We start from the raw sequence: 22929 nt of genomic DNA on the forward strand, positions 1-22929 counted from the left end.
ATCGGTGGCTCAAGGTACGCCCGGGGCCTTACGGAGGGAAGACAAAGGACAGGCCCGAATTGACCGTTCGTCAGTAGGCGCGGACGCCCTTGCGCCACACTCCCGAGACGAGCGGTACGCCCGGCCGGTAGGCCAGGTGGACGTGGCTGGGAGCGTCCAGCAGGGCCAGGTCGGCGCGGGCTCCCGGGGTCACGGCGCCGATGTCCGCGCGGCGCAGGGCGCGGGCGCCGCCGGCCGTGGCCGACCAGAGGGCCTCGTCGGGGGTCATCCGCATGTCGCGGACGGCGAGCGCGATGCAGAACGGCATGGAGCTCGTGTAGGAGGAGCCCGGGTTGCAGTCCGTGGACAGCGCCACGGTGGCGCCCGCGTCGATCAGCCGCCGGGCGTCGGGCCACTGGGCGCGGGTGGAGAACTCGGCGCCGGGCAGCAGGGTGGCGACCGTGGTGTCCGCCGCCTGGGCGAGGGCGTCGACGTCGGCGTCGGTGAGGTGGGTGCAGTGGTCGGCGGAGGCGGCCTCCAGCTCGACGGCGAGCTGCACGCCGGGGCCGTGGGAGAGCTGGTTGGCGTGGACGCGCGGGATCAGCCCGGCGGCGGCGCCGGCGGTGAGGATCGCACGGGCCTGGTCGCCGTCGAAGGCACCCTTCTCGCAGAAGACGTCGACCCAGCGGGCGTACGGGGCGCAGGCGGCCAGCATCTCGCCGGTGACGAGGTCGACGTAGCCGGCGGGGTCCTCGGCGTAGTCCGGGGAGACGATGTGCGCGCCGAGGTAGGTGACCTCGTCGGTGTGCGCGGCGGCGATGCGCAGGGCGCGGGCCTCGTCGGCGACGGTGAGGCCGTAGCCGGACTTGGTCTCGAAGGTGGTGGTGCCCTGGCGGCGGGCCTCGTCGAGGTGGCGGACGAGGTTCGCCTCCAGCTCGGCGTCGGAGGCGGCGCGGGTGGCGGCGACGGTGGTGCGGATGCCGCCGGCGGAGTAGGCGCGGCCGGACATCCGGGCGTTGAACTCCTGGGTGCGGTCGCCGGCGAAGACGAGGTGCGAGTGCGAGTCGACGAAGCCGGGGATCAGGGCCCGGCCCTGCGCGTCGAAGCTCTCGTCGGCGGCCGGGGCCTTGTCGGCGGGGCCGACCCACGCGACCTCGTCGCCGTCGATGACGACGGCGGCGTTCTCGATCAGTCCGAGCGGCGAGCCGTCGCCGAGGGCGGGGTCGTTGGTGACGAGGCTGCCGATGTTGGTGATGGCCGTGGTGGTCACTGGGTTCCTCTCAGTTTCCTGGGGCTCCGCCCCAGACCCCGCGCCTCAATCGCCGGCGGGGCTGGTTCTACGGCGGCACGGTCAGGAGCGCAGGGCATCGATCGATTCGGCCAGGGCGGACGGGACGTCGGCGACGAGGGTGTGGTGGCCGTCGCGGACGATGTGGCGGCCGGCGACCACCGTGTGGCGGACGTCAGCGGCGGTGGCGGCGAAGACGGCCGTCTCGGCGCCGAGCCGTGGCAGGGGGCCGGCCGTGCGGACGGAGTCCAGGGCGACGGTGGTGAAGTCCGCGAGCGCGCCCGCCTCCAGGCGGCCCGCGTCGACCAGGCCGAGCGACGCGTGCCCGTCACCGGTGGCGGCGGTGAGCAGCGCGTTCGCCGTCCAGTGGCCCCGCGTACGGCTGCGCAGCCGCTCGTTCAGCTCCATCGCGCGCGCCTCTTCGAGGAGGTCGATGACGGCGTGGCTGTCGCTGCCCAGCGACAGCGGGCTGCCCGCCTGCTGGAGCCGGGTGGCCGGGCCGATGCCGTCGGCGAGGTCGCGTTCGGTGGTGGGGCACATGCAGGTGCCGGTGCCGGTGCCGCCGAGCAGGGCGATGTCGGTGTCGGTGAGGTGCGTGTTGTGGACGCCGGTGGTGCGCGGGCCGAGCACGCCGTGGTCGGCCAGCAGCTGCGTCGGGGTGCGGCCGTGGGCGGCCCGGCAGGCGTCGTTCTCGGCGGTCTGCTCGGACAGGTGCACGTGCAGGGGCGCCCGGCGCTCCTCGGCCCAGCGGGCGACGGTGGCCAGCTGGTCCGCGGGCACGGCCCGCACCGAGTGCACGGCCGCACCGATCAGGGCGTGTTCGCGGGGCTTGAGCGCGCTGACGCGTTCGGCCCAGGCTTCGGCGCTGCCGTCCGAGAAGCGCTGCTGGTGGGCGTTGGGCGCCTCGCCGAAGCCGGACGACAGGTAGGCGGTGTCGAGGAGGGTGATCCGGATGCCGGCCGCGGCGGCCGCTTCGATCAGGGCCTCGCCCATGGCGTTGGGGTCGGCGTACGGGGTGCCGCCGGGCGCGTGGTGGACGTAGTGGAACTCGCCGACGTTCGTGATGCCGGCCAGGGCCATCTCGGCGTACACCGCGCGGGCGAGCGCGAAGTAGTTGTCGGGGGTGAGGTTCTGGGCGGCCCGGTACATCAGCTCGCGCCAGGTCCAGAAGGTGCCGGAGCCGACCTGGACGGCGCCGCGCAGCGCCCGGTGGAAGGCGTGGCTGTGCGCGTTGGCGAGGCCCGGCAGGGTCAGGCCGCGCAGGGCCTCCGCGCCGGGCGGCGGGGTCGCGACCCCGGTGCGCAGGGCGGCGATCCGCCCCTCGGCGGACACGTCCAGGGCGACGCCCGGCTCGACATGGGTGCCGAGCCAGGCGTGCTCCAGCCAGTACGTCGTCAGCGACATGCCAGGCCTTCCAGTACGTCGGCGAGGGCGAGGACGCCGGCCACGCAGTCGTCCTCGGCGGCGAACTCGCGCGGGGAGTGGGAGACCCCGGTGGGGTTGCGCACGAACAGCATCGCGGTCGGGACGGCGGCGGAGAGGATCCCGGCGTCGTGTCCCGCCCCTGTTCCGAGGACGGGGACGGACCCGCCCAGGATGCGGTTCAGCTCGTCGCGCAGGGCGTGCTCGAACTCGACGACCGGGGTGAAGGACTCCCGGACGATCCCGAGGTCGATGCCGTCCTGGTCGGCGCGCTCGCGGGCGGCCTTCTCGATGGCGGTGACGACCGTGTCGAGGGTCGCCTGGTCGGCGGCGCGGGAGTCGAGCCAGCCGCGCACGAGCGACGGGATGGCGTTGACCCCGTTGGGCTCGACGGAGATCTTCCCGAAGGTGGCGACGGCACCGGCGAGGGCCGCCTCCGTGCGGGCGGCCAGCACGGTCGCCGCGTACGTCAGCATCGGGTCGCGCCGGTCCACGAGCCGCGTGGTGCCGGCGTGGTTGGCCTCGCCGCGGAAGTCGAACCGCCAGCGTCCGTGCGGCCAGATCGCGGAGGCGATGCCGACCCGGTCGCCGGACAGGTCCAGGGCGCGGCCCTGTTCCACGTGCAGTTCGACGAAGGCGCCGATGCGGCCGAGCCGTTCGGGATCGGCACCGATGGCGTCGGGGTCGTATCCGGCGGCCTCCATGGCCTGGGGCAGGCTGACGCCGTCGGCGTCGCGCAGCTCGTAGGCCTTCTCCTTCGTCAGCTGGCCGGCGGCGAGCCGGGAGCCGACGCAGGCGAGCCCGAAGCGGGCGCCTTCCTCGTCACCGAAGTTGGTGATGGCCAGCGGCCTGGAGAACTCCGCGCCCCTCCTGCGGAGTTCGTCCAGGGCCGCGAAGGAGGACACCACTCCGAGGGGGCCGTCGAAGGCCCCGCCGTCGGGGACGGAGTCCAGGTGCGAGCCGGTGACCACGGCGTCCCCGGCGAGGGGGTCGCCGAGCCAGGCCCACTGGTTGCCGTTGCGGTCGGTCTCGTAGGCGAGCCCGCGCGCCTCGGCCTGCTCCTGGAACCAGGTGCGGCAGTCGGCGTCGGCCCCGCTCCAGGCGTAGCGGCGGTAGCCACCGGTGTCGGCGTTGCGGCCGACGGGCGCCAGCTCGGCCCACATCTCGTGGAACGACGGCGCCCCGCCGGAGCCCGCGGCCGGCGCGGCCGCGGGCGTGAACTCGGCCTCGCTCACGCGTCGTCGCCCTCGCGCATCGGGACGCGGACGCCGCGCTCGTCGGCGACCGTCTCGGCGATGTCGTAACCGGCGTCGACGTGGCGGATGACGCCCATGCCCGGGTCGTTGGTGAGGACGCGGCGGATCTTCTCGCCGGCCAGCGGGGTGCCGTCGGCGACGGTGACCTGGCCCGCGTGGATGGAGCGGCCCATGCCGACGCCGCCGCCGTGGTGGATGGAGACCCAGGACGCGCCGGAGGCGACGTTGACCATGGCGTTGAGCAGCGGCCAGTCGGCGATGGCGTCGGAGCCGTCGAGCATGGCCTCGGTCTCGCGGTACGGGGAGGCCACCGAGCCGCAGTCCAGGTGGTCGCGGCCGATCGCCAGGGGCGCGGCGAGGGTGCCGTCGGCCACCATCTCGTTGAAGCGCTCGCCGGCCTTGTCGCGCTCGCCGTAGCCGAGCCAGCAGATGCGCGCGGGCAGGCCCTGGAAGTGGACGCGCTCGCCGGCCATCTTGATCCAGCGGTGCAGGGACTCGTTCTCCGGGAAGAGCTCCAGCATCGCCTTGTCGGTCTTGTGGATGTCCGAGGCCTCGCCGGACAGGGCGGCCCAGCGGAAGGGGCCCTTGCCCTCGCAGAACAGCGGGCGGATGTAGGCCGGGACGAAGCCGGGGAAGGCGAAGGCGCGGTCGTAGCCGGCCAGCTGGGCCTCGCCGCGGATGGAGTTGCCGTAGTCGAAGACCTCGGCGCCGGCGTCCATGAAGCCGACCATGGCCTCGACGTGCTTGGCCATGGACTCGCGGGCCCGGGTGGTGAAGCCGGCCGGGTCCTTGGCCGCGTAGGAGGCCATGTCGTCGAAGTCGACGCCGACGGGCAGGTACGCCAGCGGGTCGTGCGCGGAGGTCTGGTCGGTCACGATGTCGACCGGGGCGCCCTCGGCGAGCATCTGCGGGAGCAGCTCGGCGGCATTGCCGAGGAGGCCGATGGAGAGCGGCTTGCGGGCGTCACGGGCCTCGACGGCCAGCTGGAGAGCGTGGCGCAGGTTGTCCGCCTTGACGTCCAGGTAGCGGTGCTCGATGCGGCGGTCGATGGCGCGCGGGTCGACGTCGATGCAGATCGCGACGCCGTCGTTCATGGTGACGGCCAGCGGCTGGGCGCCGCCCATGCCGCCGAGGCCGGCGGTGAGGGTGATCGTGCCGGCCAGGGTGCCGCCGAACTTCTTCGCGGCGACGGCCGCGAAGGTCTCGTAGGTGCCCTGGAGGATGCCCTGCGTGCCGATGTAGATCCACGAACCGGCGGTCATCTGGCCGTACATGGTCAGGCCGAGGTGCTCCAGGCGGCGGAACTCCTCCCAGTTGGCCCAGTCGCCGACCAGGTTGGAGTTGGCGAGGAGCACGCGCGGGGCCCACTCGTGGGTCTGCATGACGCCGACCGGGCGGCCGGACTGGACCAGCATGGTCTCGTCCTGCTTGAGGGTCTGCAGGGTGCGGACCATGGCGTCGTACGAGCGCCAGTCGCGGGCGGCCTTGCCGGTGCCGCCGTAGACGACGAGCTTGTCGGGGTGCTCGGCGACCTCGGGGTCGAGGTTGTTCTGGAGCATCCGCAGCGCGGCCTCCTGCTGCCATCCCAGGGCGCTGAGCTCGGTGCCGCGCGCGGCGCGTACGGGGCGGGGTCCTGACATGGCGGGTGCCTCCTCCGATGTTGGTAATTCCATTCACATACTCGCGCTCTGAATAGATTCAGTCAACAGCTGCGCCCGGCCCCGTCGGGTGATGGGATGGCGGACATGGCCGCAGACACGGAGGGCGAGGGCGCCGCCGAGCGCCGGGATCTGGTCGTACGGGCCGCCGTCGAACAGGGACTGGTGGGCGGGACGGACTCCGCGCAGCCCCTGGTCTGCCTGCTGGACGCCGACGGGATCCGGGCCTCCGCGGCCGCCCTGACGACGGCCTTCGCGGACGCCCTGGCACCCGGCACGCCCGTCCTGCACGCCTTCGCCGTGAAGGCCGCCCCGCTCGTCCCGGTGCTGCGGCTGCTCGCCGCGGCCGGGCTCGGCTGCGAGGTGGCGAGCCCCGGCGAGCTGGCACTGGCCCGGGCGGCCGGGGTGCCCGCGGCCCGGACGGTCCTGGACTCCCCCGCCAAGACGACGGCCGAGCTGCGCGAGGCGCTGGCGCTGGGGATCGCCGTCAACGCCGACAACCGGCAGGAGCTGCAGCGCCTCGACGCGCTCGTCGCCGGGGCGCCGACCGCGTCCCCGATCGGCGTCCGGATCAACCCGCAGACCGGCGCGGGCGCCATCGACGCGCTGTCCACGGCGACGTCCACCTCGAAGTTCGGCGTCGCCCTGCGCGACCCCGGGGCCCGGGAGTGGCTCGTACGGGCCTGCCTGGACCGGCCGTGGCTGACCCGCCTGCACATCCACTCGGGCTCGCAGGGCGTCCCCCTGGAACTGATCGCGGAGGGCGTACGGGAACTGCACGCCCTGGCCGAGGAGATCAACGCGGCGGCCGGGCACCGCCGGATCGACACCCTCGACATCGGCGGCGGCCTGCCGGTGAACTTCGCCTCGGACGAGGCGGCCCCGACGTACGCCCAGTACGTCCGCGCCCTGCGCGGGGCCGTCCCGGCGCTCTTCGACGGCTCGTACGGCCTGGTCACCGAATTCGGCCGGTCCCTGCTGGCCAAGCACGGGCTGGTGCTGGCCCGGGTCGAGTACACCAAGAGCAGCGGCTCCCGGCCGATCGCGCTCACCCACGCCGGCGTCCAGCTGGCGACCCGCACCGCCTACGCCCCGGCCGCCTGGCCGGTGCGGATCCTGCCGTACGACGCGAAGGGCGCCCCGAAGGCCGGCGCGCCGGTGGCCCAGGACGTCGCGGGCCCCGCCTGCTTCGCGGGGGACCTGCTGGCCACGGCCCGCGAGCTGCCGCTGCTCTCCCCCGGCGACCTGATCGGCGTACCGGACACCGGCGCGTACTTCTTCACGGCCCACTACGGCTACAACAGCCTGCCCCGCCCGGCGGTCCACGGCTTCACGGTGACCCCGCGGGGCGGGGTCCGCTTCCGCCTCGCCAGGCCCGCGCAGACCCTCACGGACATCGTGGCGGAGGCGGGCGGCACCCTGGGCGACGCCCTGTTGTAGCGGGGCCCCCGGCGTATCGGAGGCTCAGCCGGCGGCCGGGCTCACTCCACGAACAGGCCGCGGGACGCGGCGCGGGTGTCGAAGGCCTCCAGGCGGGCCTGGGCGTCCGGCAGCGCGTCCGCCATCGCCTCCAGCAGCACCCGGCCCAGCAGCATCGGCGCGCACGCCGTGTCGAAGGCCAGCCCGGTACCGACCGGGGCGGGGATCAGGAGGTCGGAGTGGCGGGCCACCGGGGCGAAGGCCGAGTCCGCGACCGTCACCACGGTCAGGCCGGCTTTCCGGGCACGTTCCAGGGTGTCGACGACCTCCCGGGGGTGCCGGGGCAGCGCGAAGCACAGCAGCGCCGTCGCGCCCTCGTAGAGGGCCGCGTCGATGCGGTCCTCCATCATCGAGCCGCCCTCGTCGAGGAGCCGTACGTCCGGGTGCACCTTGGCCGCGAAGTACGCGAAGCCGCGCGCCTGCGAGGACGCCGCCCGCAGCCCGAGCACGGGGAGCGGCGTCGAGGCGGCCAGCAGCCGCCCGGCTTCCTCGACCGGCGCTGGGTCGGCGAGCATCTCGGCGAGCTGCCGCAGGTTCTCGATCTCGCCGAGGACGGCCTGCTGGTACTCGTTGTACGAGTCCTCCTGCACGGCGGCGGCCCGCTCGGCCGGAGCCACCTCGCGCAGGTGCCTGCGCAGTGCGGGATAGCCGTCGAAGCCGAGCGCCACGGCGAACCGGGTGACCGACGGCTGGCTCACCCCGGCCAGGTCGGCGAGCTCGACGCTCGACAGGAAGGGCACCTCCGCCGCCCCGCGCACCATGCAGTGCGCGATCCGCCGCTGGGTCGGCGTCAGCCGGTGCCCCTCGAACAGCGCCTGGAGCCGCGCCGCCGGGCTGTCGCTCATGCCGTCCCCCTCCGTCCCGGTGGTTTATTCAGTCACGGAGCACTCTGCATGCGGTTATGCAGTGGGGCAAGCCGGTGCCCGCGATGCGGATAGGGGGGCTAGCCCCAGTGCCGGGGCCTGCGGCGCTTCCTACGGTGAGGACATGGACGCCCACGCCCAAGAGCTCAAGAAGGAACTCGACGCGACGCTGAAGGCCCGGCGGGAGCTGGGCCCGGAGTACGAGGCCGCGCTGGTGGACTCGTTCGTCGAGAAGGTCGACACCCAGCTGCGGCGCAGGCTCGCCGAGGAACGGCTGGCCACGGCCCGCGGCGAGAGCCCGTACGCCGCCGCCGGACCGGCCGAGGGGAACTTCGGCGAACGCTTCGGCTTCGCGATCATCACCCTGGTCCTGGCGGTGCCGCTGTCGGCCGTCGGCGCCGCGCAGACGGGCTTCAAGGGGCTGGTGGTGGCCTGGGTGGGCGTGCTCGGGGTGAACTTCATCCACGCCGCCCGCCTGCGGCGCGCCCGGCCGGATCCCCTCGACTGACCGCCGCCGCTCGCCTGCGGCACCGCTGCGGGGCTCCGCCGCGCACCCCGCGCCTCAAACGCCGGCGGGGCTGAATGCGAGCCGGCACCAGGCGCCCCGGAGGCGGACCGAGCCCAGAAGTTCTGGCGCGGGGACCGCCGCACCCTCGGCGGGCGAGGGGCGGGACGACGGCGGTCCCCGCGGAGGACACGGCCGGGTCAGGGCCGTCCGCGTCCGTGGTGTTCGCGTGTCCGGGAGCCGCTCCGGAGGTGCGCCAACACCGTCGGTGGTGTCGGCCGGGTCCGGTCTCCCGGGCTCCCTGCCGACAACCACCACTGTGCCGGAGCCGTGTTAAGGCCGTGCTGCCGTCACGTGTCCGGCCCGTACCGTTTGCGCGACGGCCGGAAAACGCGGGTTACTTCCCGCTCTTCGCCAGGAAGGCGAGGAGGTCCTGGCGGCTCACCACACCGGTGGGCTTGCCCTCGACCAGCACGATCGCGGCGTCGGCCTCGCCGAGCACCGCCATCAGCTCGGACACCGGCTCGCCCGAGCCGACCTGCGGCAGCGGCGAGCTCATGTGCTTCTCCAGCGGGTCGGTCAGGGAGGCCCGCTGGGCGAACAGCGCCGCCAGCAGCTCCTTCTCGACCACGGAGCCGATGACCTCGGCGGCCATCACGTCCGGGTGACCGGCGCCCGGCTTGACGATCGGCATCTGCGAGACGCCGTACTCGCGCAGGACCTCGATGGCCTCGCCGACGGTCTCCTCGGGGTGCATGTGGACGAGGGAGGGGATGCCGCCCTCCTTGTCGTTCAGCACGTCGCCGATGCGCGCGGCGGGGCCGGCCTCCTCCAGGAAGCCGTGGCCCGCCATCCACTCGTCGCTGAAGATCTTGCTGAGGTAGCCGCGGCCGCTGTCCGGCAGCAGGACGACGACGACGTCGTCCGGGCCGAGGCTCTCGGCGGCCTTGAGCGCGGCCACGACGGCCATGCCGCAGGAGCCGCCGACGAGCAGGCCCTCCTCCTTCGCCAGGCGGCGGGTCATCTGGAAGGAGTCCTTGTCGGACACCGCGATGATCTCGTCCGTGACGTTCGGGTCGTAGGCGGTCGGCCAGAAGTCCTCGCCGACGCCCTCGACCAGGTACGGACGGCCGGAGCCGCCGGAGTAGACCGAGCCCTCGGGGTCGGCGCCGATGACCTTGACCTTCCCGCCGCTGACCTCCTTGAGGTAGTTGCCGGTACCGGAGATCGTGCCGCCGGTGCCGACGCCAGCGACGAAGTGGGTGATCTTCCCGTCCGTCTGCTCCCACAGCTCCGGACCGGTGGTCTCGTAGTGCGAACGGGGGTTGTTCGGGTTGCTGTACTGGTCGGGCTTCCAGGCGCCGGGCTCGCGCGCGAGGCGGTCGGACACGTTGTAGTACGAGTCCGGGTGCTCGGGGTCGACGGCGGTCGGGCAGACCACGACCTCGGCGCCGTACGCGCGCATCACATTGATCTTGTCCATGGACACCTTGTCAGGGCAGACGAAGATGCACTTGTAGCCCTTCTGCTGGGCCACGATGGCGAGTCCTACACCCGTGTTGCCGCTGGTCGGCTCCACGATGGTGCCGCCGGGCTTGAGGGCTCCGCTCTGCTCGGCGGCCTCGATCATCCGTACGGCGATCCGGTCCTTCACGGATCCGCCGGGATTGAAGTACTCGACCTTCGCAAGGACGGTGGCCTGCAGGCCTTCGGTCACACGGTTGAGCTTCACCAGCGGGGTGTTGCCGACGAGGCTGATCATCGAGTCGTGGAATTGCACCATGTTCTCCAAGGAGGGGACTCCACGGGTTCTCCGGGAGGCACCGCCAGGGTATGCCGAAAGGGATTGGCCGACCGTGTGTACGGGGCAGGTAGGGGTCAACGAGGACCGAGGAGGTGGCCTGAAAGGTGTCGAGGGCGAGAACTGCCCGCCGTATCGCGGCGGGGGCGGCGTACGGCGGTGGCGGAATCGGACTCGTCGGGGCCGCCGCGGTGGGGCTGGTACTGGCGGAGGTGCAGTTCGCCAAGCGCACGGTGGGCACCGGGCTGGGCGAGCCGCCGCGCGCGGACGGGCTGTACGGGAGCGAGTTCGGCGGCCCGGAGCAGAGCCCGGGCCCGCTGCGGCTGGGCATGCTGGGTGATTCCACGGCCGCCGGGCTCGGTGTCCGGCGGGCCCGGCAGACTCCGGCCGCGCTGCTGGCCTCGGGGCTCGCGGCGATCGCGGAGCGGCCGGTGGAGCTGCGCAACGTGGCCCTCTCGGGTGCCATGTCGGACGACCTGGACCGCCAGGTGGGGTTGCTGCTGGACCGGGACGCGCCCCCGCCGGACGTCTGCGTGATCATGATCGGCGCGAACGACGTGACGCGCCGGATGCCGCCGACCCAGTCGGTGCGGCTGCTGACGTCGGCGGTGCGCCGGCTGCGCCTGGCGGGCTCCGAGGTGGTCGTGGGCACCTGCCCGGACCTGGGCACGATCGAGCCGGTGTACCAGCCGCTGCGCTGGCTCGCGCGCCGCGTGTCCCGGCAGCTGGCCGCCGCCCAGACCATAGGGGTGGTCGCACTGGGCGCCCGTACGGTCTCGATGGGGGACCTGCTGGGCCCGGAGTTCGCCGCGAACCCGCGTGAGATGTTCGGCCCGGATTCCTACCACCCGTCCGCGGAGGGGTACGCGACGGCCGCGATGGCCGTGCTGCCGACCCTGTGCGCGGCGCTGGCGCTGTGGCCGGAGTCGGACCGGCTGGACGTGTCGCGGGACGAGGACATGCTGCCGGTGGCGAAGGCCGCGTCGGCCGCCGCGGGCCAGGCGGGTACGGAGGTCACGGCGGCCCGCGGTCCGTGGGTTCTGCTCAAGCACCGCCGTCGGCGGCGGGTTCCGGGCGAGGACCCGGCACCCGCGGCTCCCGGCGCGGCGGAGCTCGCCCCGTAGGGGGTGCCGGCCCGGGCACGGCCGGGGTGGCGCACCCTTGGGGGTGCGGGCCCCGGCCGGCCGGGCCCGTGGGAGCGACCGGCATCACACCCCCAGGCCGGTGACCTCGACCGTACGGGGCGGTAACTTCGCATGCGGTCCCGCAACGACGCACCCCTTGGAGTCCCGATGCCCGAAGCCGTCATCGTTTCCACCGCCCGCTCTCCCATCGGGCGCGCCTTCAAGGGATCCCTCAAGGACGTCCGCCCGGACGACCTGACCGCGACGATCATCCAGGCCGCCCTGGCCAAGGTCCCCGAGCTGGACCCGCGCGACATCGACGACCTGATGCTCGGCTGTGGTCTGCCGGGCGGCGAGCAGGGCCACAACCTCGCGCGCATCGTGGCCGTGCAGATGGGCATGGACTTCCTGCCGGGCGCCACGATCACCCGGTACTGCTCCTCGTCGCTGCAGACCTCCCGCATGGCCCTGCACGCCATCAAGGCGGGCGAGGGCGACGTCTTCATCTCCGCGGGCGTCGAGATGGTCTCGCGGTCCGTGAAGGGCTCCTCGGACGGCCTGCCGGACACCCACAACCCGCTCTTCGGTGACGCGGAGGCCCGTACGGCGGCCGTCGCGCAGAGCGAGGGCTCGGCCTGGCACGACCCGCGCGAGGACGGGCTGATCCCGGACGCGTACATCGCGATGGGCCAGACCGCGGAGAACCTGGCCCGCCTCAAGGGCGTGACCCGCCAGGACATGGACGAGTTCGGCGTCCGTTCCCAGAACCTGGCCGAGGAGGCCATCAAGAACGGCTTCTGGGCCCGCGAGATCACCCCGGTCACCACCCCGGACGGCACGGTCGTCTCCACCGACGACGGCCCGCGCGCGGGCGTGACCCTGGAGGGCGTGCAGGGCCTGAAGCCCGTCTTCCGCCCCGACGGCCTGGTGACGGCCGGCAACTGCTGTCCGCTGAACGACGGCGCCGCCGCGCTGGTCATCATGAGCGACACCAAGGCCCGCGAGCTGGGCCTGACCCCGCTGGCCCGGATCGTCTCCACCGGTGTCACCGGCCTCTCTCCCGAGATCATGGGCCTGGGCCCGGTCGAGGCGTCGAAGCAGGCCCTGAAGCGGGCCGGCCTGACGGTCGGCGACATCGACCTCTTCGAGATCAACGAGGCCTTCGCGGCCCAGGTCATCCCGTCGTACCGGGACCTGGAGATCCCCCTCGACAAGCTCAACGTCAACGGCGGGGCCATCGCCGTGGGTCACCCCTTCGGGATGACCGGCGCCCGGCTGACCGGCACCCTGATCAACAGCCTGCAGTTCCACGACAAGCAGTTCGGTCTGGAGACGATGTGCGTGGGCGGCGGCCAGGGCATGGCGATGGTGATCGAGCGGCTGAGCTGAGCCGTAGCGGAGGGCAGGGGTCGGCCGGCCGTACCGATCTGCGGCTCCCCCGCGTGGCGAGGCAGGCACCTGCCCGCAGCGGTGGCGAGGCTCGGTGGCGAGGCTCAGCGCGACCATGGGATCGAGCGGCTGAGCTGAACCAGGTCGTGGCCCAAAGTAAGGCTCTGGCTACTGGATCAAGGACGGGGCCAGGCGCCCCAAGGACCCGCACCCCGTACTGACGCGGGTTCTAATCCCGTCGCGGCCTACCTGTGACCGAATCTCCCCCAGGATGTGACCTATGTCCTGGGGGATCGGTGTTTACGCAGGTCAGCCACGGCACAGGGGTGCAAGGTGTGACGAAAGCCCTGTCCATTTCGTGACGTAATGCACTGCACGCCATTCCCAGGCCGGGACACTCTGATGTAGGAAGTCGGGGGATCGAATCACCTCAGGAGTTAGTCAGTGAGCGCCATGTCTCTTGCCCTGCTGCTGACCACGGCCGCTGCCACGGCCGTGGGCGCTGCTGCTCTGCACGCCGTCCACGGTCTGCGCAAGCAGGTCACCGCCCTGCGCAGTGAGCTGGCGGTGCCGGTCCACGCCCGTGGCACGACCGTCCCGCACGCCCGCAACGCCGCCGAGTCCCCCGCCGCGGAGATACGAGCCGCCGTGGCCGAGGCCCTGGCCGAGGAGCGCGAGCGCGAGCTGGCCGAGGCGCGCGCCTTCTGGGCGGCGCAGGAGGCCCGTGACGCCGCCGACGCGCCGTCGCTGCTGGGCGGACTGTCCGGGCTCGGCGAGGACAACCCGATCTTCCTGCCCCGGCAGGCCGACCTGGTGGGCCTGGAGCCGGTCCTGGGCGAGGAGGCCCTCGACGAGCTGCCCGGCTACCCAGAGGATTCGGCCGAGCTGGCCGCCGCCCGTCGGCGCCACCCCTCGCACCCCGACTTCGTACCGGTCCAGGCCTCGCACCCCGGCGCCGACCACGAGCGCACCGTGAACCGCCTGGAGGAGCTCGCGGAGGCCCGTACGGCCCTCGCGGACGTCCGTCCCGGCCCGCTGGGCACGCTGGACGTGTACGTCTTCACCGACGGCACGACGCTCTGCATGACCCCGGGGCACCGGGAGACCGCGGAGCGCCTCGCCGAGGCGCTGCGCTCGGGCACCGCCCCGGTCCTGCTGGGCGGCTCGGGCATCTCCGGCGCCTACGCGCTGACCTTCTCCTGCGGTGACTCCGAGGACCCCGACAGCAACGTCTACATCCTCGCGGACCGCGTCATCGCATCGCTCTGATCTCCGCCTGCTCCACCAGCGATACGGCCTCGTCCAGCACCTCGGACGGGGCCTTCGCCGTGTCCGGGGCGCCGGCCCGGCCGCGCAGGGCCTCGACGAGGTCCCGTCCGGCCACCGCCACCTGGTCGCCGACGACGAAGAGGCCCTCGTCCGGCATCTCCCGGGGTGCCCGCCCGGGCTCCTCCAGGCGCTGCGCGCGTACGGAGAGCTCGCGGGCCAGGTCCAGTGCGGCGGCGGCCGCTCCCTGCTGGAGGCGGCTCTGCGGGGCGGCCCGCAGCCGGTCGGCGAAACGTTCCACGGCGGCGCTCAGGGGCGAAGTGTCAAGCACCCGGCCGACCTTACGCGCCGTCCGGGCACCATTGCCAACGGGCGAACTCTCCGGCACGGTGGCGTGAAGAGAACAGCACGGCAAAACCTCCGGAGGCGCCCATGTCCGTAGAGTTCTCCGAGCAGACCCACCGCAACATGATCGACAGAATCCCCCTGACCACCGGTCGTGAGGTCTCCGACTGGCTGCGCACCGTCGACGATGGCCCCTCACTCGTCCGGTTCGAGGAGAAGGTCAGCTGGCTGCGCGGCGCGCACGAGCTGTCGTACGGCCAGGCCAAGGCGATCATCCACGAGTACGACCTGCGCCGGGCCGCACGCCGGTTCGGCTGACCACCCCTCCCCCGACCCCGTAGTCCCTACACGCGCGGGAAGGCCCCGCGAGCGGTGTGCTCGCGGGGCCTTCCCCGTGCCGTGTGCCGGACCGGGCGGGCCTGGCGGCCCGCAGGTCCTGCTAGTCGTCGCCCGAGAGGATCTGGAAGATGCGCAGCATCTCGATGTAGATCCACACCAGGGTCATGGTGAGGCCGAAGGCCGCCAGCCAGGCCTCCTCGCGCGGGGCGCCGTACGTCACGCCGTCCTCGACCTGCTTGAAGTCGAGGGCGAGGAAGCAGGCGCCGAGGATGACGCCGATGGCGCCGAACAGCAGGCCGAGGCCGCCGCTGCGGAAGCCGAGGCCGTCACCGCCGCCGAAGACCGCGAACAGCGTGTTCGCGAGCATGAGGAGGATGAACCCCAGTGCCGCGGCCATCACGAAGCCGTAGAAACGGCGGGTGACGCGGATCCAGCCCATTTTGTACGAGAAGAGCACGGCGGCGAAGACGCACATCGTGCCCAGCACGGCCTGGATGACCACGCCGGCACCGAAGTAGGTGCTGGTGGCCGCGCTGATCACGCCGAGGAACACGCCCTCGAACGCCGCGTAGGCCAGGATCAGGCCCGGGGAGGCCTTCTGCTTGAACGACTGGATCATGGCGAAGACGAACGCCACCAGGGCGGCGCCGATGCCGATCGCGTACGACTTGTTGATGTTGGCCGGGTCGACGGGCAGCAGCACCCAGGAGAGGGTCGCCGTCACGATGAGCGTGCCGAGCGTCATGGCCGTACGGCTGACGACGTCGTCCATGGTCATCGCGTTGGTGCGCGCCGGCGCCTGCGGCATTCCCGTGGTCGGGTCGGTCGCGTACGGGTTCGTCGCGTACGGGTTGGTCCCGGCCTGCTGGTGCTGCGCGTCAAAGCCCGCGTAGCCACCGTTGTCGCGGCTGAACCCCCGTCGCGAGAAGACCGGGTTACTGCTCCTCATCTCACTCCTCCGTGGCCACCGAGCGCGGCCTTGCAACAAGAGTAATGCGCTCGCAAAGAAAGCACCCTACTGCTGGAGGAGGATCTTAGGAGAAGGCATGGCGAAGCGCAGGGGATAAACGAGGGAGCCTCGCCGCGGCCGCGAGGAGGACCTCGCCAGAGCTGCGGAGTGCCCGGAGCCGGACTTGAACCGGCACGGCCCGAAGGCCAGCGAGGTTTAAGCTCGCCGTGTCTGCATTCCACCATCCGGGCAGGGCGTGGCGGCCCCCGTGGAAAAAGCCTTGAACGCTGCGCCGAGCCTATCCGGAAGACACTCGCCGCCGACCGGCCGCCTATCCGATGTTGTCTGATTTTATTGGCGCTTGAGGGTCCGTCAGGCCCCAGAATGCACGGTCGGCCCGTTCTGGACGTCGATCACCACCTGTACGGGAATGACGGGATTTCGATGGCCCGCGCCACCCCCCCGCGCCACCCTCCGCGCCACCCCGGGCCACCGCCCGCCGACCAGGGCTCATGTCATCTCCCGCCGGAGTTCCTGTCATACCAGAGGAGGAGGCGCGCCCTCCCGCCGTCAGTCTCGAGTGGGCCCGTGAACAGGCACGGCGGCTGATCCGCGGGAGGTAAGGGCGCGGTGAGGATGGAGGGGTCCCCGCACAACAGACCGAGGAGCCGTCCTGTGACCACCATGAACTACGCCCCGCACACCGCCCAGGCCGTGGCCGCCCGCGCCACCGGCCTCTCCAAGGTGTACGGCCAGGGCGAGACCCAGGTGGTCGCCCTGGACAACGTCTCCGTGGACTTCGGCCAGGGGCAGTTCACCGCGATCATGGGCCCCTCGGGCTCCGGCAAGTCCACCCTGATGCACTGCGTCGCCGGCCTGGACACCTTCTCCGCGGGCTCCGTCCGCATCGGCGAGACCGAGCTGGGCTCCCTGAAGGACAAGCAGCTCACCCAGCTGCGCCGGGACAAGATCGGCTTCATCTTCCAGGCCTTCAACCTGCTGCCCACGCTGACGGCCCTGGAGAACATCACGCTCCCCATGGACATCGCGGGCCGCAAGCCCGACCGGCAGTGGCTCGACACCGTCGTGGACATGGTCGGCCTCTCCGGCCGCCTCGGCCACCGGCCCACCCAGCTCTCCGGCGGCCAGCAGCAGCGCGTGGCGGTCGCCCGCGCCCTCGCCTCCCGCCCCGAGATCATCTTCGGTGACGAGCCGACCGGAAACCTGGACTCCCGCTCCGGCGCAGAGGTCCTCGGCTTCCTGCGCAACTCCGTCCGCGAACTCGGCCAGACCGTCGTGATGGTCACCCACGACCCCGTCGCCGCCTCCTACGCGGACCGCGTCATCTTCCTCGCCGACGGCCGGATCGTCGACGAGATGCTCAGCCCCACCGCCGACGGCGTGCTGGACCGTATGAAGGCCTTCGACGCCAAGGGCCGCACCAGCTGATCCCGGGTCCCGCCCCGGCCCTTCCTCCAGACTTCCAGCCCCAGGACTGAGATCCCCCATGTTCCGTACCGCCCTGCGCAACGTCCTCGCGCACAAGGCCCGGCTGCTGATGACGGTGCTCGCCGTCACCCTCGGCGTCGCCTTCGTATCCGGCACCCTCGTCTTCACCGACACCCTCAAGAAGTCCCTCTCCGGCCAGTCCGCCAAGAGCTACGACGGCGTCGCCGTCTCGGTCACCTCCTACGGTCAGGGCCGCAACGAGGAGGGCCAGAAGGAGGGCGAGCCCGGCCTCGGCCAGCCGACCCTCGACAAGATCAAGGCGCTCCCGGGCGTCGACTCCGTCTCCGGCCGCGTCTCCGGCTTCGCCGGCGTGGGCGACGAGAACGGCAAGCTGATCGGCTCCGGCTGGTCCAACCAGGGCGCCAACTACACGCCCGTCAAGGACGGCAAGAACCCGCGCTACGCCTTCGTCCAGGGTGCCGGCCCGGCCAAGGCCGACGAGGTCGCCCTCGACAGGGCCACCGCCGACAAGGGCGCCTACAAGGTCGGCGACAAGGTCCGCGTCGCCACCAACGGCCCGGTCAAGGAGTACTCCCTCGCCGGTGTCTTCACGACCGAGGACGGCGCAGTCCAGGCCGGCGGCAGCCTGGTCCTCTTCGAGACCAAGGTCGCCCAGGAGCTCTACCTCAAGCCCGGCTACTTCCAGGAGCTGTCGGTCGGCGCGAAGGACGGCACCTCCGCCGACAAGCTCCTCGCCGACATCAAGCCGCTGCTCGACAGCAAGACGACCAAGGCGCAGACCGGCGCGGCGCTCGCCGACGAGCAGGCCAAGCAGATCGAGAAGGGCCTCAGCAACCTGAGCACGATGCTGCTGGTCTTCGCCGGCATCTCGCTCTTCGTCGGCATCTTCCTGATCTACAACACCTTCACGATGCTGGTCACCCAGCGCACCAAGGAGCTGGCCCTGCTGCGCGCCGTCGGCGCCAACCGCGGCCAGGTCATGCGCTCCGTGCTCACCGAGGCCCTCGTCGTCGGCGTCCTGTCGGCCGCCGCCGGCCTGCTCGGCGGCATCGGCCTGGCGATCGGGATCCGCTCCGTCATCGGCTCCCTCGGCGCCAAGCTGCCGGGCGGCGCCCCCGTGATCGCCCCGGGCACGGTCATCGCCGCCCTCGTCATCGGCGTCGTCGTCACCACCGTCGCCGCCGTGCTGCCGGCCTGGCGCACCGGCCGGATCGCCCCCGTGGCCGCCATGGGCAGCGCCCACCTGCCGGCCACCTCGAAGTCCCTGCTCGTCCGCAACATCCTCGGGTCGATCATCAGCGTCGCCGGCATCGGTCTGGTCTTCCTGGGCGTGTCCACGGGCGGCGACACGGGCCGCATGACCATGGGCGGCGGCGCCTTCTTCATGCTGATCGGCATGATCGTGCTGCTGCCGCTGCTCTCCAGGCCGGTCATCGGCGCCGTCCGCCCGCTGCTGCAGAAGGCCTTCGGCGTCCCCGGCAAGCTGGCCGCCCAGAACGCCGTCCGCAACCCGCGGCGCACCGCCGTCACGGCCGCTTCCCTGGCGATCGGCCTGACCCTCGTCACCACGCTGTCCGTGCTCGGCATCACCGTCGGCAAGGTCGTCGACCGCATGAGCACCGAAAAGCTCAAGGCCGACTACCGGGTCTCCATGTCCTCCGACGCGGGCAGCCTCGACAAGTCCGTGGCCGAGACCCTGGCCAAGGCCCCCGGCATCAAGGCGGTCTCCCCGCAGACGGCCGGCTACTTCCTGGTCGACGGCGACTTCCGGGCCGCCTCCGGCGTCAACCCGGCCACCATCGGCCAGCTCCTCAACGTCGAGGTCCTCAGCGGCTCGCTCGACGGCCTCGCCAAGGGCGAGGTCGCCGTCGCCGAGAAGACCGCCAAGAAGCAGAACTTCACCGTCGGCACCCAGATCAAGCTGCGCTACGACGACGGCAAGGAAGCGTCCGTCAAGGTCGGCGCGATCTTCAAGGACATGGAGGGCCTGCTCTCCCCCTACGTCATCGACGACAAGATCCTCAGCGAGCACAGCGAGGAGACGTACATCCCCGAGGTGTACGTCAACGTCGACGGCGGGGCCTCCAAGGCCGCCCAGCAGAAGGTCGTCGACGCCCTCGGCAAGAACCCGGCCATCACCGTCGCCACCCAGCAGGACATGCGCAACGAGATGGGCGGCATGATCAACACGATGCTGAACATCATGTACGGCCTGCTCGGCATGGCGCTGGTCATCTCGGTGCTCGGCGTGGTCAACACCCTGGCCATGTCCGTCTTCGAGCGGACCCAGGAGATCGGCATGCTGCGGGCCATCGGCCTCGACCGCAGCCGGGTCAAGAACATGATCCGCCTCGAAGCCGTGGTGATCTCGCTCTTCGGAGCCGTCCTCGGCGTCGCCATCGGCATCTTCCTCGCCTGGGCCGTCGGCTCCACGCTGGCGAAGGCCATGCCCGGCTACGAGCTGATCCTCCCGTGGGACCGGATCGGGATCTTCCTCCTGCTGGCCGCCGTGGTCGGCGTCCTGGCCGCCATGTGGCCGGCCCGCAGCGCCGCCCGCCTGAACATGCTGACCGCCATCAAGACCGAGTAGGAGCCGCACGCGGGAAGCGGCGGGAGGACACGGAAGGGCCCCGGGGCGACATGCCCCGGGGCCCTTCCCGTCGTCCGCGCAGGAACGATCAGCCCGGCTGCGCGCCCCAGGTGCGCAGCCGCAGCGGCAGCCCCGAGTCCCCGCGGCCCGCGGCCCGTACCGCGAGCACCTGGTTGACCCCGAGGCGGCCCCGTTCGAAGCCGAGGGCGGAGGCGGCCATGTAGAGCTGCCAGACCCGGACCCGGCCGGCCGAGGTGAGGGCCACGGCCTCGTCCCAGTGCTCCTCCAGCCGTGCCACCCAGGCCCTCAGGGTCAGCGCGTAGTGCTCGCGCAGCGCCTCCACGTCGCGGACCTCGAAGCCGGCCCGTTCCAGTTCGCCGACGGTGGTGCCCACCGGGGAGAGCTCCCCGTCGGGGAAGACGTAGGCGTCGATGAACTCGTCCACCCGGTAGGCCGCTTCGTCGGCCTCCGGCGGGCGGGCGATCTGGTGGTTGAGCAGCAGGCCGCCGGGGCGCAGCAGGGCGTGCAGGGTGCGGGCGTAGCCGCGGTAGCGGTCGGCTCCGACGTGTTCGGCCATCCCGATGGAGGAAATGGCGTCGTAGGGGCCGTCCTTGACGTCCCGGTAGTCCTGGATCCGGATCTCGACCAGATCGGCCAGGCCCTCGTCCGCGGCCTTCTTGCGGGCGTACACGGCCTGTTCGCGCGAGAGGGTGACCCCGGTGACCCGGGCGCCGTACTCGCGGGCCGCGTGCAGGGCCAGGGAGCCCCAGCCGCAGCCGACGTCGAGGAGCCGGTCACCGGGCTTCAGCGCGAGTTTGCGGCAGACCAGGTCGAGCTTGTCGTGCTGGGCCCGCTCCAGGGTCGAGCCGGGCGTCCAGTAGGCGCAGGAGTACACCATGGAGGGGCCGAGGACCCGCTCGTAGAAGTCGTTGCCGACGTCGTAGTGGTGGCTGACGGCCTGCCGGTCGCGGCCCTTGGTGTGCCGCGGGCCGCCGCGCCGGGCCGCCTCCTCCGCGGGCGGCGGGGGCGCCGGCAGCGGGCGGGCCAGGGTCACGAGGTCCCGTACGGCGCCCCGCGCCTCGGCGTCGCGCAGCAGCGCGGCGGTGCCCGCGGCGGCCGAGGCGCGCCGGGGCAGGAGCGTGCGCAGCGCGGCCAGGCGGGCCGAGCCGGGCGTGGGCGCGGGTACGGGTTCCCGGGCCCTTTCCCAGAGCAGGCCGGCCACCCGGTCCAGCAGCTCGAACAGGTCGCCGTCGACGGTCAGGTCGCCGGCCACCCAGGCACGGGCCAGGCCCAGTTCGCCGGGCTTCCACAGCATCCGGCGCAGGGCACGGCGCCCCCGGACGACGAGCACGGGGCCGTCGGGCGGCCCGGCCTCGCTTCCGTCCCAGGCACGGATGCGCACGGGCAGGGGGCCGCCCAGCAGGGTCTCGGCAAGAGCGGCCAGCCGCGGAGCGGCGTCGGTCATGGCGCACCTCCACAAAGTTCCGACCCATCCGTCTACCCATCCGCGGCCCCGGGTACGCCGAAGGGGCCGCCCGCACCACGGATGGCGGGCGGCCCCTTCGGGGTCGTACCTTCTACCGGCTCAAGGGCCGGGTTCCCGACGCAGGGTCAGGAGGCCTTGGCCTTCTCGGCCGGGGCAGCGGCGGCGGCCGGGGCCGGCGCCGGCTTGGCGGCCTCGTAGAACTCCTCGCGGGGGGTCTCCAGCGCACCGAGGGAGACGACCTCGCGCTTGAGGAACATGGCGAGGGTCCAGTCGGCGAAGACGCGGATCTTGCGGTTCCAGGTCGGCATGGCCATGCCGTGGTAGCCACGGTGCATGTACCAGGCGAGCCGGCCCTTGAGCTTGATCTTCGTCTTGCCCATGACGATCATCGCGACGCCCTTGTGGAGGCCGAGGCCCGCCACCGCACCCTTGTTGGAGTGCGAGTACTCGGTCTGCGGGAAGCCCCGCATGCCCGAGATGACGTTGTCGCCGAGGACCTTGGCCTGACGCAGCGCGTGCTGTGCGTTCGGCGGGCACCAGGCGTTCTCGACGCCGGCCTTGCGGGCGGCCATGTCCGGCACCTGGGCGTTGTCGCCGGCGGTCCAGATGTAGTCCGTGCCCGTGACCTGGAGGGTCGGCTGGGCGTCGACGTGGCCGCGCGGGCCCAGCGGCAGGCCGTAGCGGGCCAGGACCGGGTTCGGCTTGACGCCGGCGGTCCACACGATGGTGTTGGAGTCGACCTCGAGGCCGTTCTTCAGCACCACGTGGCCGTCCACGCAGGAGTCCATGGAGGTGCTGAGGTAGATCTCGATGCCGCGGGACTCGAGGTGCTCCTTGCCCCAGGTGCCGAGCTTGGGCCCGACCTCGGGGAGGATCTTGTCGGCCGCGTCGACCAGGATGAAGCGCATGTCCTCGCGCTTGATCGTGGAGTAGTACTTGGCGGCGTCGCGGGCCATGTCCTCGACCTCGCCGATCGTCTCGGCGCCGGCGAAGCCGCCACCGACGAAGACGAAGGTGAGGGCCTTGCGGCGGACGTTCTCGTCCGTCGTGGACTCGGCCTTGTCGAGCTGCTCGAGTACGTGGTTGCGCAGGCCGATGCCCTCCTCGACACCCTTCATACCGATGCCCTGCTCGGCGAGGCCGGGGATCGGGAAGGTGCGGGAGACGGCGCCGAGGGCGATCACCAGGTAGTCGAAGGGCAGCTCGTACGCCTCGCCGACCAGCGGCGTGACGACGGCGACCTTGCGGTCCTGGTCGATGGTGGTGACCCGGCCGGTGAGAACCTCAGCCTTGGGCAGCACGCGTCGCAGCGGGACGACGACGTGCCGAGGCGAGATGCTGCCTGCGGCCACTTCGGGGAGGAAGGGCTGGTAGGTCATGTACGAGCGCGGGTCGACGACCGTGACGGTCGCCTCGCCGTAGCGCATCTTCTTCATGATGCGCTTGGCTGCGTACAGGCCTACGTACCCACCTCCTACAACGAGGATCCTGGGACGCTCCGTGGTGCTCATGAGAACGAGTATCCAGCACCCAATGGGGTGTTGCTCGTGAGCCCCTTCACAAGGAGTCGGGAGGCCTCTGCTACACTCCGCCGCCCACGTGACGGACGTCATGGCGCGCAACGGGAACCAAGAGGTATCGGGAGTCGTTGTTCACCCGTCCTGAACTGGCCTCCAAGGCCGAAACCGGAGTAGACCACCGGGTTCGTGGATACCTACCG

At 72.1% G+C, this 22929-nt stretch carries 18 protein-coding genes and 1 tRNA gene; 8 read left to right on the plus strand and 11 right to left on the minus strand.

Translation table 11 applies throughout. From position 1 onward, the window contains the following. Nucleotides 1–70: 70 nt before the first annotated feature. The 4 genes from hutI to hutU all read right to left on the minus strand — a co-directional run bounded on the left by hutI (nucleotide 71) and on the right by hutU (nucleotide 5585). Nucleotides 71–1249 carry an imidazolonepropionase gene (hutI, locus tag IG86_RS0119110; RefSeq protein ID WP_030827661.1) on the minus strand — a complete coding sequence of 393 codons (1179 nt, stop codon included), beginning with the start codon at nucleotides 1247–1249 and terminating at the stop codon, nucleotides 71–73. Between the two features lie 81 nt (nucleotides 1250–1330). Beyond that, entirely contained in the window at nucleotides 1331–2671 is a 1341-nt protein-coding gene (locus IG86_RS0119115; RefSeq protein ID WP_030898218.1) for a formimidoylglutamate deiminase, read from the minus strand. Next, nucleotides 2662–3852 (minus strand): allantoate amidohydrolase, encoded by a 1191-nt coding sequence (locus tag IG86_RS0119120; RefSeq protein WP_030898221.1) that lies wholly within the window; start codon nucleotides 3850–3852, stop codon nucleotides 2662–2664. Before IG86_RS0119120 ends, IG86_RS0119115 begins: the two co-directional genes overlap by 10 nt. 68 nt (nucleotides 3853–3920) lie before the next feature. Next, the gene (gene hutU / locus IG86_RS0119125; protein ID WP_030827653.1) at nucleotides 3921–5585 is read right to left on the minus strand and encodes a urocanate hydratase; all 1665 of its coding nucleotides are present in this window, start codon (nucleotides 5583–5585) and stop codon (nucleotides 3921–3923) included. A 105-nt stretch (nucleotides 5586–5690) separates the two neighbouring features. Between hutU and IG86_RS0119130 the strand changes: the two genes are divergently transcribed. Beyond that, nucleotides 5691–7043, plus strand: coding sequence for a type III PLP-dependent enzyme domain-containing protein (locus IG86_RS0119130; protein WP_030898226.1), 1353 nt, complete (start codon nucleotides 5691–5693; stop codon nucleotides 7041–7043). Nucleotides 7044–7084: 41 nt separating this feature from the next. Here the strand turns inward: IG86_RS0119130 and IG86_RS0119135 are convergent, their stop codons facing one another. Next, nucleotides 7085–7927 carry a MurR/RpiR family transcriptional regulator gene (locus IG86_RS0119135; protein ID WP_030827648.1) on the minus strand — a complete coding sequence of 281 codons (843 nt, stop codon included), beginning with the start codon at nucleotides 7925–7927 and terminating at the stop codon, nucleotides 7085–7087. 142 nt (nucleotides 7928–8069) lie between these two features. Here IG86_RS0119135 and IG86_RS0119140 point away from each other — a divergent pair, with 142 nt between their 5' ends. Further along, complete coding sequence (locus IG86_RS0119140; protein WP_030827645.1) at nucleotides 8070–8453, plus strand: hypothetical protein; 384 nt, start codon at nucleotides 8070–8072, stop codon at nucleotides 8451–8453. Nucleotides 8454–8847: 394 nt separating this feature from the next. Here IG86_RS0119140 and IG86_RS0119145 read toward each other — a convergent pair whose 3' ends face one another. Next, nucleotides 8848–10230 (minus strand): cystathionine beta-synthase, encoded by a 1383-nt coding sequence (locus tag IG86_RS0119145; protein WP_030898231.1) that lies wholly within the window; start codon nucleotides 10228–10230, stop codon nucleotides 8848–8850. Between the two features lie 128 nt (nucleotides 10231–10358). Here IG86_RS0119145 and IG86_RS0119150 point away from each other — a divergent pair, with 128 nt between their 5' ends. From IG86_RS0119150 to IG86_RS0119160, 3 genes are all read left to right on the plus strand, one after another. Then, nucleotides 10359–11375, plus strand: a complete 1017-nt coding sequence (locus IG86_RS0119150) for an SGNH/GDSL hydrolase family protein (RefSeq protein ID WP_030827639.1) — start codon at nucleotides 10359–10361, stop codon at nucleotides 11373–11375. A 168-nt stretch (nucleotides 11376–11543) separates the two neighbouring features. After that, a complete protein-coding gene (locus tag IG86_RS0119155; protein ID WP_030827637.1) occupies nucleotides 11544–12764 on the plus strand; it encodes an acetyl-CoA C-acetyltransferase in 1221 nt (406 codons plus the stop codon). Nucleotides 12765–13217: 453 nt separating this feature from the next. Beyond that, nucleotides 13218–14033, plus strand: a complete 816-nt coding sequence (locus IG86_RS0119160) for a hypothetical protein (protein WP_030827634.1) — start codon at nucleotides 13218–13220, stop codon at nucleotides 14031–14033. On the opposite strand, the gene IG86_RS0119165 is transcribed toward IG86_RS0119160, so the two are convergent. After that, complete coding sequence (locus IG86_RS0119165) at nucleotides 14017–14361, minus strand: hypothetical protein (RefSeq protein WP_030898234.1); 345 nt, start codon at nucleotides 14359–14361, stop codon at nucleotides 14017–14019. The genes IG86_RS0119160 and IG86_RS0119165 overlap by 17 nt on opposite strands. A 101-nt stretch (nucleotides 14362–14462) precedes the next feature. On the opposite strand from IG86_RS0119165, the gene IG86_RS0119170 reads away from it, so the two are divergent. Further along, nucleotides 14463–14693: a DUF4287 domain-containing protein gene (locus tag IG86_RS0119170; protein WP_030659790.1), complete on the plus strand. Its 231-nt coding sequence runs from the start codon at nucleotides 14463–14465 to the stop codon at nucleotides 14691–14693. A 121-nt stretch (nucleotides 14694–14814) separates the two neighbouring features. Here IG86_RS0119170 and IG86_RS0119180 read toward each other — a convergent pair whose 3' ends face one another. Together IG86_RS0119180 and IG86_RS0119185 are read right to left on the minus strand one after the other, a co-directional pair. Beyond that, nucleotides 14815–15663, minus strand: a complete 849-nt coding sequence (locus IG86_RS0119180; protein WP_030659788.1) for a Bax inhibitor-1/YccA family protein — start codon at nucleotides 15661–15663, stop codon at nucleotides 14815–14817. 169 nt (nucleotides 15664–15832) lie between these two features. Next, a tRNA-Leu gene (locus IG86_RS0119185) sits at nucleotides 15833–15914 on the minus strand. Between the two features lie 433 nt (nucleotides 15915–16347). On the opposite strand from IG86_RS0119185, the gene IG86_RS0119190 reads away from it, so the two are divergent. Further along, nucleotides 16348–17112: an ABC transporter ATP-binding protein gene (locus IG86_RS0119190; RefSeq protein WP_107051929.1), complete on the plus strand. Its 765-nt coding sequence runs from the start codon at nucleotides 16348–16350 to the stop codon at nucleotides 17110–17112. Between the two features lie 58 nt (nucleotides 17113–17170). After that, nucleotides 17171–19723 (plus strand): ABC transporter permease, encoded by a 2553-nt coding sequence (locus IG86_RS0119195; protein ID WP_030898239.1) that lies wholly within the window; start codon nucleotides 17171–17173, stop codon nucleotides 19721–19723. 88 nt (nucleotides 19724–19811) lie between these two features. Here the strand turns inward: IG86_RS0119195 and IG86_RS0119200 are convergent, their stop codons facing one another. Together IG86_RS0119200 and IG86_RS0119205 are read right to left on the minus strand one after the other, a co-directional pair. Then, the gene (locus IG86_RS0119200; RefSeq protein WP_030898243.1) at nucleotides 19812–21188 is read right to left on the minus strand and encodes an SAM-dependent methyltransferase; all 1377 of its coding nucleotides are present in this window, start codon (nucleotides 21186–21188) and stop codon (nucleotides 19812–19814) included. 146 nt (nucleotides 21189–21334) lie between these two features. Then, the gene (locus IG86_RS0119205) at nucleotides 21335–22720 is read right to left on the minus strand and encodes an NAD(P)/FAD-dependent oxidoreductase (protein WP_030827617.1); all 1386 of its coding nucleotides are present in this window, start codon (nucleotides 22718–22720) and stop codon (nucleotides 21335–21337) included. Nucleotides 22721–22929 lie beyond the last annotated feature (209 nt).

This window comes from Streptomyces virginiae (genome assembly GCF_000720455.1).
In the GTDB taxonomy this organism is placed as follows: domain Bacteria; phylum Actinomycetota; class Actinomycetes; order Streptomycetales; family Streptomycetaceae; genus Streptomyces; species Streptomyces virginiae.

Excerpts from the sequence above, each read along its gene's own strand:
- IG86_RS0119115 (WP_030898218.1), bottom strand. The coding sequence starts at position 2,671 with ATGTCGCTGACGACGTACTGGCTGGAGCACGCCTGGCTCGGCACCCAT.
- IG86_RS0119120 (WP_030898221.1), bottom strand. The coding sequence starts at position 3,852 with ATGTGGGCCGAGCTGGCGCCCGTCGGCCGCAACGCCGACACCGGTGGC.
- hutU (WP_030827653.1), bottom strand. The coding sequence starts at position 5,585 with ATGTCAGGACCCCGCCCCGTACGCGCCGCGCGCGGCACCGAGCTCAGC.
- IG86_RS0119130 (WP_030898226.1), top strand. The coding sequence starts at position 5,691 with ATGGCCGCAGACACGGAGGGCGAGGGCGCCGCCGAGCGCCGGGATCTG.
- IG86_RS0119135 (WP_030827648.1), bottom strand. The coding sequence starts at position 7,927 with ATGAGCGACAGCCCGGCGGCGCGGCTCCAGGCGCTGTTCGAGGGGCAC.
- IG86_RS0119140 (WP_030827645.1), top strand. The coding sequence starts at position 8,070 with ATGGACGCCCACGCCCAAGAGCTCAAGAAGGAACTCGACGCGACGCTG.
- IG86_RS0119155 (WP_030827637.1), top strand. The coding sequence starts at position 11,544 with ATGCCCGAAGCCGTCATCGTTTCCACCGCCCGCTCTCCCATCGGGCGC.
- IG86_RS0119160 (WP_030827634.1), top strand. The coding sequence starts at position 13,218 with ATGTCTCTTGCCCTGCTGCTGACCACGGCCGCTGCCACGGCCGTGGGC.
- IG86_RS0119170 (WP_030659790.1), top strand. The coding sequence starts at position 14,463 with ATGTCCGTAGAGTTCTCCGAGCAGACCCACCGCAACATGATCGACAGA.
- IG86_RS0119180 (WP_030659788.1), bottom strand. The coding sequence starts at position 15,663 with ATGAGGAGCAGTAACCCGGTCTTCTCGCGACGGGGGTTCAGCCGCGAC.
- IG86_RS0119190 (WP_107051929.1), top strand. The coding sequence starts at position 16,348 with ATGAACTACGCCCCGCACACCGCCCAGGCCGTGGCCGCCCGCGCCACC.
- IG86_RS0119195 (WP_030898239.1), top strand. The coding sequence starts at position 17,171 with ATGTTCCGTACCGCCCTGCGCAACGTCCTCGCGCACAAGGCCCGGCTG.
- IG86_RS0119200 (WP_030898243.1), bottom strand. The coding sequence starts at position 21,188 with ATGACCGACGCCGCTCCGCGGCTGGCCGCTCTTGCCGAGACCCTGCTG.
- IG86_RS0119205 (WP_030827617.1), bottom strand. The coding sequence starts at position 22,720 with ATGAGCACCACGGAGCGTCCCAGGATCCTCGTTGTAGGAGGTGGGTAC.